Consider the following 13,623-nt stretch of genomic DNA (forward strand, 5'->3'; position numbering starts at 1 on the left):
GTCGTGGCTTGTCGCGCAGTTCCTCGCGCCCCTAAACACCGGTCCGATCCCCGACTTGATTGCCCCCCCCACCCCTGGTGCCGACGTTCATCACGTGAAAGGGACGCGGAGTCTTCGATGCTGGAATCCACTCCTCGATTTGTACGGCTTTCTCCCGAGCGCCTCGCCGAAGTGCGGCGGCGTACCGGGGGCGGCCACTCCGACCGGGCCATCCGTGAAGCGTGTGCCATCGGGCTGGAGTTCTGGGCGACCGGGGCCGGCCCCGAGGGCATCGAGCTGACCCCGGCGACCCTGTTCACGGACGTCCTCGCCTGGGCCGGGAACAGCGGCCGGGAGGTGGACGGCATCCCCGTCCCCGACGGTGTCGACCCCGGCGACGCCCAGCTCGCCCTGGACGACCTCGCCGACTTCCCGGACCGCCCGCTCGGCACGATCGCCCCCTCCAGCGCGGCGGCCCGGCTCCGGGCCCTCGCGGAGTGGAACGACAACCGGGCCGACCGGGACCGCCCGACGATCGTCGAGATGTTCCGGGAACAGGCGCGCACCCGCCCCGACGAGATCGCGATCGTCGACGAGCACCGCACCCTGACGTACCGTCAAGCCGCCGAACTGTCCTCCCAGTTGGCCCACCACCTGCTGGAGCGCGGCCTCGCCGCGGAGCAGGTCGTCGGCATCTCCCTGGGCCGTTCCGCCGAGATGGTCGTCGGCCTGCTCGCGGTCCTCCAGGCGGGCGGCGCCTTCGTCCCGCTGGACCCCCAGTGGCCGGCCGCCCGCCGCGCGGTCGTCGTCGAGGACGCCCGCGCCGTCCTCCAGCTGAACACGACCGGCGAGCACGACGAGGCCGAACCCCCGGCCGTGGCGGTCGACCTGGGCGAGTGGGCGTACGACACGTACCCGGCCGGCGGGACGGGCATCACCGCCCCCGGCGACGGGCTCGCCTACGTCATCTTCACCTCCGGCTCCACCGGCCGCCCCAAGGGCGCGATGATCCGCCACGAGGCGATCAGCGAACGCCTGCTGTGGCAGGTGAACGAGATCCTGCACTTCGGCCACGACGACGCCTCCCTCTTCAAGGCGCCCCTGTCGTTCGACATCTCCATCAACGAGATCTTCCTCCCCCTCGTCAGCGGCGGACGCCTCGTCGTCCTGCGCCCCGGCGGCGAACGCGACCCCCACCACCTCCTCGGCGTCATCGCCGAACAGCGCGTCACCTTCACCTATCTGGTGTCGTCGATGCTGGACGTCCTCCTGGAGATGGCCGGCGACTCGGGGAAGCTGGACAGCCTGCGGCACGTGTGGTGCGGCGGCGAGGTCCTCACCCCGGAGCTGTACGAACGGTTCCGCACCAAGCTCGACATCCCCATGTACCACGGCTACGGCCCCGCCGAGACGACCATCGGCGTCTCCCACGTCATCTACCGGGGCAGGGCCGGACGCCTCACCACATCCATCGGCAAGGCCAACCCGAACACGCAGCTCTACGTCCTGGACAACGAGTTGCGGCCGGTCCCGGTCGGCGTCGGCGGCGAACTCTACGTCGGCGGCTTCCTGTTGGGCCGCGGTTACGTCAACGCGCCCGGCCTGACCGCCTCCCGCTTCGTCGCCAACCCCTTCGCGGACGACGGCTCCCGCCTCTACCGCACCGGCGACCTCGCCCGCTTCGCCCCCGACGGCTCCCTCGACTTCCTCGGCCGCGTGGACAACCAGATCAAGATCCGGGGCATGCGCCTGGAGATCGAGGACGTCGAGGTCGGCCTCGCCGAACACCCCGGCGTCCGCTACACCTGCGTCGTCGCGAAGAAGAACTCCGCCGGCGGCACCTACCTCGACGGCTACGTCATCCCGTCCGCCGGACACGAGACGCTCACCGCCGACGACGTCAAGGCATGGGCGACCGAGCACATGGTCGAGTACATGGTGCCGACCCACGTCGTCGTCATGACCGAGTTCCCGCTCACCGCCAACGGCAAGCTCGACCGCAAGGCCCTGCCTGAACCCGAGGTCCGCACCGGCACGATCGTGCCCCCTGCCACCGAGAACGAGCGGATCGTCTGCGCGGCCGTCGCGAAGGTGCTGCGCCTCGACGAGGTCGGCGTCAACCAGGACATCTTCCAGCTCGGCGGCGACAGCATCCTCGCCATCTCCCTGCTCGGCGCCCTGCGCGAACAGGGCCTGCACGTCACCGCCCGGCAGATCTTCACGCACAGCGTCGTCGGCGCCCTCGCCGCCGTCGCGAGCCGCGAGGACGTCTCCGCCACCGACCACGCGGACGTCCCGACAGGCACCGTCACCGGTTCTCCCGTCCTGCGCTGGCTCGGCGAGACGACGGACGCCGTCGACGGGTTCGTGCAGTCCGTCGTCCTCAACACCCCCGCCGACCTCACCGGCGACGCCCTCGACGCGGCCCTCACCGCCCTCGCCGAACGCCACGACATCCTGCGCGCCCGCCTCGTCAGGGGCGAGCACTGGGGCTTCGACGTCCCGCAGCCGCGCCGCGCCGCGATCGACTGGGAGGAGAGCGACCGCCCCCTCGACGACTGCGTCGCCCTCGCCACCGCCGGCCTCGACCCCGACGACGGCGTGATGCTCCGCGCGGTCTGGCGCCCCGAGGCCCGCCAACTCGTCCTCGTCGCCCACCACGTGATCGTCGACGGCGTCTCCTGGCGCATCCTCCGCGAGGACCTCGCCACCGCCTGGGAGCAGTACCGCTCCGGCGCCAACGTCGAACTCCCGCCGGTCGGGACGTCGTTCAGGCGCTGGACCCAGCTCCTGGAGCGCGCCGGACTCGACGCCGACCGCGCCCACTACGAGCGGGAACTGCCGGGACCCGACCAACTCCTCGGCGGGCGCGCCCTGTCGGCCGCCGACACCGTGGCGGACGAACAGGTCCGCGTCCTCACCACCGACACCAAGACCACCGCCGCGCTCCTCGGCGAGATCCCCGCGAAGTTCCACGCGGGCGTCAACGACGTCCTCCTCACCGCCCTCGCCGTCGCGCTCTCCCGGTTCCGTGCGGAGTGCGGCCAGCAGCAGACGTTCGCGCACATCGAGCTGGAGGGCCACGGCCGCGAGGCCCGGTTCGTCGCGGACTCCGCCGGGTTCGAACCCGAACTGTCCCGTACGGTCGGCTGGTTCACGACCCTGTTCCCGGTGACCGTCGACCCCGGCACCACCGACGACCTGGCCGCCGCGCTCAAGGCCGTGAAGGAGGACCTCGCCCGCGTCCCGCGCAACGGCCTCTCCTACGGCGTGCTGCGCCACCTGCACGGCGCCGACTTCGCCGCCCCCGCACCCCAGGTCCTCTTCAACTACCTGGGACGCTTCGACGCGGGCGCCGACGGCGACTGGGAACTCGCGGGCGCCACCGGCCAGTTGGGCGAGAAGCGCGACCCCGCGATGCGCCTCCCGCGCGCCCTGGAGTTCAACGCGATCGCCGAACCGGACGCGGCCACCGGCGAGTTCCAGCTCGTGACGACCATCTCCTGGCCGTCCGGGGTCTTCACCGACGACGACATCACGGCCCTCGGCGCCCACTTCGACGCCGCGCTCGCCGGACTCGCCGCGTTGGAGACCGGCGGCCACACCCCGAGCGACTTCGACCTCGTCCCCCTCACTCAGACCGACGTCGACGCCTTCGACGGCCCCCGCCTCAAGGACATCCTCCCGCTCACGCCGTTGCAGGAGGGCCTCTACTTCCACTCCGTCTTCGACGACGACTCCTCCGGCGCGTACGTGGAGCAGCAACTCCTCACGCTGGAAGGGGAGATCTCGGAGGCGCGGCTCGCGGCTGCGGCCACCCGCCTCCTCGACCTCTACCCCAACCTCGCCGCCCGCTTCACCGCCCTGGCCGACGGCCGCGTCGTCTCCGTCCTGGAGTCCGGCGTCGAGGCACCCTTCACGGTCCTCGACCGCCCCGGCATCACCGACGCCGAACTCAACGACCTCGCGGAACGCGACCGGCGCGCCGGATTCGACCTCGCCGCAGGGCCGTTGATGCGCTACACCCTGGTCCGCGCGGGCAACGGCCGCACCGTGCTCGTCCAGACCGTCCACCACATCATCGCCGACGGCTGGTCCGTCCCGCCGATGCTGCGCGCCCTGCTCGCCGAGTACCACGCGCCCGGCAGCGTCTACCCGATCGGCGGCTTCGCCGACTACGTCCGCGCCCTCGCCGCCCGCGACGCCGCCGAGAGCGACCGGATCTGGCGCGCCGAACTCGACGGCTTCACCGGCGCCTCCCTGGTCGCCGAGGGCCACACCCCCTCCGACTCGTTCGCCGACGTCTCCGCGCCGGCCGCGATCGAGACGCCGGGCGTACCGCTGAGCGTCGCCGTGCACAGCGCCTGGGGCGTCACCCTCGGCACCCTCCTGCACAGCACGGACGTCGTCTTCGGCTCCACGGTCTCCGGCCGCGACGCGGATGTCCCCGGCATCGCCGACATGGTCGGCCTGTTCATCAACACGATCCCCGTACGCGCCCGTTGGGACGCCGCCACCACCGCAGGAGAACTGCTGGCCGGGGTCCGCGAGCACCAGAGCGCGGTCCTCGCCCACCAGCACGTCTCCCTCTCCCGGATCGGCGCGGGCGCCCTCTTCGACACGCTCGTCGTCTTCGACATAGCGACCGACGTCACCGCCCTGCGCCGCCCCGGCGACACCCTCGCCGTCACGGAGATCGTCAACGAGGGCGCCCCGCACTACCCGTTGACCCTCGTCGTGGAACGCGACCGCTTCAACCTCATCTACGACGCCGAGGTCCTCGGCGAACGCGACGCGCGCAGCGTCCTCGACACCTTCACCTCGACACTCACGGCGCTGCTCGCGGACCCGAACGCCCTTGTCGCCGGACCGCGTTCCACGGCGCCCTCGGTCGAGCGGACCTCCCTCGGCGCCCTCTTCGACACCGCCGCCGCCCGCAACCCCGGCGCCACCGCCGTCACCCAGGTCGCCCTGGACGGCACGTCCCGCTCCCTCTCCTACGCCGAACTCGCCGACACCAAGGCCGAGTTGACCCGCGCCCTGCGCGCCGCCGGGGTCGGGGCCGGCAAGCGGGTCGCCGTCGCCGTGCCCCGCTCGGTGGAACAGGTCGTCGCGCTGCTCGCGATCGTCGGCGCGGGCGGGGCGTACGTCCCGCTCGACCTCGCCTATCCGGACGAGCGGCTGGAGCACATCCTCGCGGACTCCGCGCCGCAGGTCGTGCTCGTGGACGGTGAACACCGCGACCGGTTCACGGAGTTGCTGGCCCGCATCGGCCTCGACGCCCGCGTGATCGTTCAGAGCGACGAGCTCTCCGCCGAACTTCCCCTGGACGCCGAGCCGTTCGAGATCGGCTGGCACGACCCCGCGTACGTCATCTACACCTCCGGCTCGACCGGACGGCCCAAGGGGGTCGTCGTCCCGCACTCCAGCGTGGTGACACTGCTCGCGAACACGCAGCCCGCGATGGGGTTCGGGCCCGACGACGTGTGGGTGCAGTTCCACTCCTACTCCTTCGACTTCGCGGTCTGGGAGCTGTGGGGCGCACTGCTGCACGGCGGTGAACTCCTGGTCCCCGACTACGGGTTGACGCGCTCGCCGGTCGACTTCCACCGCATGGTCCGCGAGCGCGGGGTGACGGTCCTCAACCAGACCCCGTCCGCCTTCTACCAGTTCGTCGAGGCCGACCGGCTCTCCGGCGAGCCGCTGCCCGCACTGCGCCGGGTGATCTTCGGCGGCGAGGCCCTCGACCCGGTCCGGCTGCGCGGCTGGGTCGAACGGCACGGCACGGGCACGCCCGAGCTGGTCAACATGTACGGGATCACCGAGACGACCGTGCACGTCACCCACCGGGTGCTCACCGACGAGGACTTCACGGCCGAGGTCAGCCCCATCGGCGGGCCGATCCCGGGCCTCGTGACCTACCTCCTCGACGACCGGCTGAGGCCGGTGTCGCCCGGCAGGACCGGCGCGATCTACGTCGCCGGGGACCAGGTGTCCCTGGGGTACCTGGGGCGGGCCGGGCTCACGGCGGGGCGGTTCGTCGCCGACCCGTTCGCCGGGGACGGGTCCCGGATGTACCACACCGGGGACCTGGCCCGCCGGACGCTCGGCGGGGAGCTGGAGTTCGCCGGACGGGCCGACGACCAGGTCCAGCTGAAGGGGTTCCGGATCGAGTTGGGCGAGGTCGAGGCCGCCGTCCGCGAGATCGACGGGGTGACCGACGTCGCCGTGACCGTCGCGGACAGCGGGGACCACCTCGTCGCGCACGTCGTCGGGCGGGTGCCCGGCGACCTGGGCGAGCGGCTCGCCGCGAAGCTGCCGGTGCACATGGTGCCGGGGCGGGTGCTGGCCGTGGACGCGCTGCCGCTGACGGTGAACGGGAAGCTGGACCGCAAGGCGCTGGTGGCGCGGGCCGCCGAGGACTCCGCCGCTTTCGAGGGTCTCGGCGCCGATGCCGCCGCTGGTGTCGTCGGTTCCGGGAGCCCGGCCGACACCCTCGCCCCCCAGGCCCTCGACGCCCTGATCGGCATCTTCGCTGACACCCTCCCCGGCGCCGACATCGACGCCGACACCGACTTCTTCCGGGCCGGCGGCGACAGCATCGTCGCCATCACCGTCATCAACCGGGCCAGGGCACTGGGCCTGGCCATCGCACCCCGGGACGTCTTCCTCCTGCGGACACCCCGCGCGCTGGCCGGCCGGGTGAGCGTTCCCGTCGTTCAGAAGGCGCCGGTCGTCGCTGAGGACGGCCCGCTCGTCCCGACGCCGATCATCCTCCGCCAACGCCAACTCGGCGGCTCCCTCGCCCGGTTCGTCCAGGCGAGGACCCTCACCGCCCCCGAGGGCACCGGGTTCACGGACGTCGAGCGCGCGGTCCGGGCCGTCGTCGCCGCGCACCCCGCGCTGCGGCTCCGGCTCACCGACGAACGCGGCGTCTGGACGCTCGCCACCGAACCCGACGCCGAACTCACCCTCGTCCGCAGCACCTTGAGCCCGTCGGCCGCCGCCGACGACCTCGCCGACCGGCTCGACCCCGAGGCCGGACGGATCGCCGGGTTCGCGTGGCTGGCGGAGAGCCGGACGCTCGTCGCGGTCGTGCACCACCTCGCCGTCGACGCCGTGTCGTGGCTGATCCTCCTGGAGGACCTGACAACGGCCCTCACCGGCAAGGCGCTCGCCGCGCCGACGACCCCGTACGCGCGGTACGCCGAGGCCCTCGCCGCGCAGGCGCAGCAGGACACCGGCACCCTCGGCCACTGGATCACCACCCTCGAAGCACCCCGACTGCTCCCCGAACCCGGCGTGCTGCGGGAGACCTCGACCGTCCTCCCGGCCGACGTCACCGACCGCCTCACCCGAACCGCCCCCGCCGCCCTGGGAGTCGGCCTCACCGAACTCCTCGTCGGCGCCCTGCGGGCCGCGCTCACCGAGATCCAGGCCGAACCCACCGACCTGGCCGTGGAGTTGGAGCGGCACGGCCGGGTTCCCGCCCGCGCCGACCACGACTACACGCGCACCGTCGGCTGGTTCACCTCGATCGCCCCGGTCCGCCTCACCGCGCACACCGACCCCGTCGAGGCGGCCCGCGAGGTCGCCGACCGGCAGCCGGACGAGGACGGGCACGTCGCCTACGGCCGGCTCAGGTACCTCAACCCGCAGACGGCCCCGCTGCTCACCGCCCGTCCGCAGGTGCTGTTCAACTACCTGGGCCGGGGCAGCGAGTCGCAGGCGCTGCACCTCGACGCGGGCGACCAGGGCAGCCCGTACGCGGTCGAGGTGAACGCCTGGGTCGAACAGGACGGCCTGCACGCGGAGTTCGTCCTCGCCGAGGGCGTCCCGGACACGATCACCGACGCGTGGACGACGGCCCTCACCCGGATCGCGGACGCCGCCACGACCGCCGAGCGCACCGCGCCGGTCACCCCCCTCCAGCGCGGCCTGTTCTTCCAGGCTCAGTTGGCGGGGCAGGCCGGACACTACGTCGCCCAGAGCTGGTTCACCTTCGACCGGCGCCTCGACGCCGACCGGCTGGCCGACGCCATGGCCCAGGTCATCGACCGCCACCCGGTCGTCGGCGCCGGCTTCACCACCGACGACGACGGCAACCCGGTCCAAGTCCTCAAGGCGGGCAGGCGGGTCGACGTCCGGACCGTTCAACTCGCCTCCGCGGCAGAGGTGGACGCCTTCCGGGTCGCGGACCGCGACGCCGGGTTCGACCCCGGCGAGCCGCCGCTGATCCGGCTCACGGTCGTGCGACTGCCCGACGGCCGTGACGGGTTGCTGTTCAGCTACCACCTCCTCCTGTGGGACGGCTGGTCGCGCGAGATCGTCCTGCGGGACCTCTTCGACGCGTACGCGGGTGACCTGACGCGGACCCCCGCGCCCAGCTTCGAGGAGTACGCCCGGACGCTGGCCGCGAAGGACACGGCCGTCTCCGAGCGGTTCTGGGCACAGCAACTGGCCGAACTCCCCGGACCCACCCTCCTGGCCGGCCCGGCCCCCGAACTGTCGACGGAGCTGCCCCCGACGCTCGTCCAGACCCTGTCGCCCGACGACTCCGATCTCCTGCGCGAGGCCGCCAAGGCGCACGGCGTCACCCTCAACTCCGTCCTCACGGGCGCCTTCGGGCTGCTGCTCGGCGCGTACACCGGCCGCACCGACGCCGTGTTCGGCGTGACCGTGTCGGGACGCGAGGGGGAGGGGCTCGACGACGTCGTGGGTGTCCTCCTCAACACCGTCCCGATGTGGACCCGGGCCCACGCCCAGGACTCCGCGCGCGCCTACCTGGAGCGCGTGCAGTCCGGTCGGGTCGCCGCGATGGAGCACGAGCACCTCGGGCTCGGCGAGATCCAGCGGGCCAGCGGCCACGACACCCTGTTCGACAACCTGTTCGTGCTCCAGAACTTCCTCGACATGGACGCCTTCGCCGAGATGAACGCGCGGCACGGCATCGTCGAGGTGAAGGCCGACGACTCGACGCACTACCCGTACACCTGGGTCGTGACGCCGGGCGACCGGCTGACGGTCAAGCTGGAGCACCGGTACGGGAGTCCGGACGACGCCCGGCGACTGCTGGACGGCTACCTCGGCGTCCTGCGCGACCTGGCCCGCGCGAGCGGACCCCTCGGCGCGCTGCCGGGACTCGGCGCCACCCCCGTACCCGGCGAGAAGACCGACATCACCACGGACACGGTCGTCGACCGCTTCGACCGGGCCGCCGAGCGCAACCCGGAGCGGCTCGCGCTCGTCGCCGCCGGCAACACCCTGACCTTCGCGCAACTGAGGGACCGCAGCCGCGAGCTGGCGGGCGTGCTCGCCGGGCGCGGGATCGGCCCGGAGACCAACGTCGGCCTCGCGATCCCGCGTTCGCTGGAGTCGATCGTCGCCCTGTTCGCCGTCCTGCGGGTCGGCGCGGCCTACGTGCCGCTGGAGCTGGACCACCCGGACGAGCGGATCGCGGCGATCGTGGAGGACGCGCGGCCGGACGTCGTCCTGACCGTGTCCTCGGTGTCGGCCCGGCTGCCGGGCTCGGCCGAACTCGTCGAGCTGGACCGGCCGTTGCCGGACGCCGAACCGTTCGTGACGTTCACCCCGGACGACCCGGACCGGCTGCGGCACCCGGCGTACACGATCTACACCTCCGGCTCGACCGGAAAGCCCAAGGGCGTGGTGACCGAGTACGCGGGTCTCACCAACATGCTCATCAACCATCAGCGCCGCATCTTCGAACCGGTCCTGGCGCAGCACGGGCACCGGATGTTCCGGATCGTGCACACCGTGTCCTTCGCGTTCGACATGTCGTGGGAGGAGCTGCTGTGGCTCGCCGACGGGCACGAGGTCCACATCTGTGACGAGGAGCTGCGCCGCGACGCGCCCCGACTCGTCGCGTACTGCCTGGAGTTCGGGATCGACGTCATCAACGTCACCCCGACCTACGCGCAACAGCTCGTCGCCGAGGGCCTGCTGGACGACCCGAACCGGCGGCCCCCGCTCGTCCTGCTCGGCGGCGAGGCCGTGACGCCGACGCTGTGGCAGCGCCTCGCGGAGACGGAGGGGACGGTCGGCTACAACCTGTACGGGCCGACCGAGTACACCATCAACACCCTCGGCGTCGGCACCTTCGAGTGCGCCGACCCGGTCGTCGGCGTCGCCATCGACAACACCGACGTCCACGTCCTCGACCCCTGGCTGCGCCCCCTCCCGGACGGCGTCCCCGGCGAGCTGTACGTCTCGGGCGTGGGCATCGCGCGCGGCTACCTCGGCCGGCAGGCCGAGACCGCGCACCGGTTCGTGGCCTCTCCCTTCGGGGCGCCCGGCGAACGCATGTACCGCACCGGAGACCTGGTGCAGCGCCGCCCCGACGGCAACCTGATGTACCTCGGCCGCACCGACCAGCAGGTCAAGATCCGCGGCCACCGCGTCGAACTCGGCGAGGTCGAGGCCGTGTTCGCCGCGCACCCGGCCGTCCGGTTCGCCGCCGCCGTCGCGCAGCCCGACCCGCAGGTCGACGGCGCGTACCGGCTCGCCGCCTACCTCGTCCTCGACGGCGCCGAACTGGCGGACGTCGCGGCCGAGGTCGGCGCCGGACTCCCGGACTTCCTGCGGCCCACGCACTACGCGCAGGTCGACGGCATCCCGCTGACCGTCAACGGGAAGGCTGACACGAAGGCGCTGCCCGAGGCCCGGCCGCTCGGCGCCCTGACCACGGCGGCGGAGCGCGGACCCGAGACCGAGACGGAGACCCTGGTCTGCGAGTTCTTCGCCGAGGCACTGGACCTGGACGACGACGAGGTGAGCGCGGTGAGCGACTTCGTGTCCCTCGGGGGACACTCGATGCTGGCGGTACGCCTGATCGGGCTGCTCCGCCGCGAGTTCGGCCCCGTCGTCACCATCCGAGACCTGTTCACCCTGCGTACCCCGGAAGCGATTGCCCGCCACCTCGATGACAACTCCTGACCCCCAGCAGCCCCGCACCGGGGCCGACATCCTGCGCACCGCGCTGCGCCGCAACGTCGGCGCGATGACCGGCGGCACCCTCCTCATGGGCCTGTACCAGGCCGGGGAGACCGCCTTCCCCATCGCGCTCGGCCTCATCGTCGAGCACACGATGCGTGACCGGAGCCTCGACAAGCTCGGCGTCTCCATCGCCGCGCTCGCGGTGATCATCACGACCGTGTCGCTGTCGTGGCGGTTCGGCATGCGCATCCTCCAGAAGGCCAACACGACCGAGGCACACCGCTGGCGGGTGGCGGTCGCCGCCTGCGGCCTCCAGCCCGTCGCCCGCGACGTCGAACTGAAGTCCGGCGAGGTCCTGACCGTCGCCACCGAGGACGCCGACCAGACCGCCGACATCATCGAGGTCGTCCCTCTCCTCATCAGCTCCGTCGTCTCCCTCCTCATCGCCGCCGTCGCCCTCGGCCTCGCCGACCTGCGGCTCGGGCTGCTGGTCATCGCCGGGTCCGCCGCGATCCTGACCGTCCTGTCGATCATGTCCAAGCGGATCGGATCGAGCACCCAGGAGCAGCAGGCACGGGTCGCGCGGGCCGGCGCGAAGGTCGCCGACCTCATCACCGGACTGCGTCCGCTGCACGGATTCGGCGGCAACCACGCCGCGTTCGGCTCCTACCGCAAGGTCAGCACGGAGGCCAAACAGCAGGCGGTGACCGTCGCCCGCGTCAACGGCATCTACGCCGGCACGGCCCTCGCGCTCAACGCGATCCTCGCCGCCGCCGTCACCCTCACCGCCGGGTGGCTCGCCTTCGAGGGCCGCATCAACATCGGAGAGCTGGTGATGGCCGTCGGGCTCGCCCAGTTCATCATGGAGCCCCTGAAGCTGTTCTCCGAGATGCCGAAGTACGTGATGATCGCGCGCGCCTCGGCCACCCGGATGTCGCTGGTGCTGTCGGCTCCACCGGTGATGACACCGGGCACCGGCACCCCCGCCAGCGGCGGCGACCTGGAGGTCGACCGGGTCCGGTACGGCACGCTGCGCGACCTCAAGTTCCAGGTGAAGGCGGGGGAGTTCGTCGCCGTCACCGCCTACCAGCCACGCGCCGCCGCCGACCTGGTAGCCGTCCTCGCGGTGCACGTCCCGCCGGACGGCTACGAGGGCGAGGTCCGGGTGGACGGGGCCGGGCTCGGCGCACTGTCCGTCGAGGGGGTCCGCGCGCATCTGCTGGTCAACCCCTACGACGGGGAGATCTTCGCCGGCACCCTGCGCAGCAACATCGACCCCTCCGGGACCAGCGGCACGGTCGAGAAGGCCGTCGAGGCGTCCCTCCTCACCGACGTGGTCGCCCTGCACCCCGAGGGCCTCGACTACGCCGTACGCGACCGGGGCGCCAACCTCTCCGGCGGCCAGCGTCAACGGCTGTCGCTGGCGCGGGCGTTGGCCGCCGACACCGACGTACTCGTCCTCCACGACCCGACGACCGCCGTCGACGCGGTCACCGAGCAGCTCATCGCCCGGCGCGTCGCGGAACTGCGGCGTGGGCGGACGACGTTGGTCATCACCAGCAGCCCCGCGCTGCTGGACGCCGCCGACCGGGTGCTCGTGCTGGACGACGGGGTGGTGACGGCGGAGGACACGCACCGGAACCTGCTGGCGGGCGACGAGGCGTACTGCGCGGCGGTGGCCAGGTGAGGTGAGGGAGAGGGGGAGCGGCGGGCCTTTTCGGCTGTCCCCTGTGCAGCCGATCGCCCTGGCCCGCCCCCGCCCCCTCCTCGGACGGTCCTCTCAGTCCGCCAGCGCCCGCCGCACCGCCCCCGTCAGCATCGCCAGCTGTCGTTGGGAGATCTCCGCCGACAGGATGGCCTGGGAGCCGTGGAAGGTGCCCGGCCACTGGTGGAGTTCGACGGGGACGCCGGAGCCCAGGAGGCGCAGGGCGTAGGCGATGTCCTCGTCGCGGTTGGGGTCGTACTCGGCGGCGGAGACGTAGGCGGGCGGCAGACCGGTGAGGTCGGTGGCGCGCAGCGGGGCCGCGTACGGGGTGGCCGGGGTGTCGCCCAGGTAGTGGCGCCAGGACGAGGTGACCTTGGCGCGGTGGTTCCACGGTGTGTCGGTGAAGGTGCGGGCCGACCAGGAGTCCTGGCGGTCGTCCAGCCCGGGTTCGTTGAGGAGCTGGAAGCGGATCGCCGGGCCGTTCTCGTCACGGGCCCGCAGCGCCACCCCCGCCGCCAGACAGGCGCCCGCGCTGTGCCCGCCGACGGCGATGCGGCCGGCGTCCGTGCCGAGTCCGGCGGCGTGCTCCGAGGCCCAGCACAGGGCCGCGTACACGTCGTCCAGCGCGGCCGGGTACCGGTTCTCGGGAGCCAGCCGGTAGCCGACGGAGACGACCGTCGCGCCGGACGCGGCGGCGAGGCGGGCGGCCCACGGGTGCTCGGTGTCGAGATCGCCCATGATCATGCCGCCGCCGTGCAGCCAGATCAGCGCGCCCCGCGAGCCGTGCGGCCGGTAGACCCGGACGGGTACAGCGGGGTCGCCGGGGACCGTGCGGTCCTCGATGTCCATGCCGGTCGTGTCCGGCGCCGGGCGTGACGCGGCGAGTTCGGCGTACTGCTTGCGCTCGGCGACCGGGTCCGAGAGGTCCGAGCGGGGGAACAGCGGTGCGAACGCTTCGAGTTCGGGATCGAGATGCATGCCCA

At 72.6% G+C, this 13,623-nt stretch carries 3 protein-coding genes; 2 read left to right on the plus strand and 1 reads right to left on the minus strand.

Features of this window, described 5'->3' with window-relative positions; genetic code table 11:
- Positions 1–117: 117 nt before the first annotated feature.
- On the plus strand, positions 118–10,935 hold the full coding sequence (locus ABZX85_RS14510; protein WP_355866913.1) for an amino acid adenylation domain-containing protein: 10,818 nt from the start codon (positions 118–120) through the stop codon (positions 10,933–10,935).
- Positions 10,922–12,622 carry an ABC transporter ATP-binding protein gene (locus ABZX85_RS14515; protein ID WP_355866915.1) on the plus strand — a complete coding sequence of 567 codons (1,701 nt, stop codon included), beginning with the start codon at positions 10,922–10,924 and terminating at the stop codon, positions 12,620–12,622. Before ABZX85_RS14510 ends, ABZX85_RS14515 begins: the two co-directional genes overlap by 14 nt.
- A gap of 93 nt (positions 12,623–12,715) precedes the next feature.
- Here the strand turns inward: ABZX85_RS14515 and ABZX85_RS14520 are convergent, their stop codons facing one another.
- Positions 12,716–13,618: an alpha/beta hydrolase gene (locus ABZX85_RS14520; protein WP_355866917.1), complete on the minus strand. Its 903-nt coding sequence runs from the start codon at positions 13,616–13,618 to the stop codon at positions 12,716–12,718.
- Between the last annotated feature and the right edge of the window lie 5 nt (positions 13,619–13,623).

Source organism: Streptomyces sp. NPDC004539 (assembly GCF_040610055.1).
GTDB lineage: Bacteria > Actinomycetota > Actinomycetes > Streptomycetales > Streptomycetaceae > Streptomyces.

Bases quoted from the DNA above. Each gene is read 5' to 3' on its own strand.
- ABZX85_RS14515 (WP_355866915.1), top strand. From the start codon at position 10,922: ATGACAACTCCTGACCCCCAGCAGCCCCGCACCGGGGCCGACATCCTG.
- ABZX85_RS14520 (WP_355866917.1), bottom strand. From the start codon at position 13,618: ATGCATCTCGATCCCGAACTCGAAGCGTTCGCACCGCTGTTCCCCCGC.
- ABZX85_RS14510 (WP_355866913.1), top strand. From the start codon at position 118: ATGCTGGAATCCACTCCTCGATTTGTACGGCTTTCTCCCGAGCGCCTC.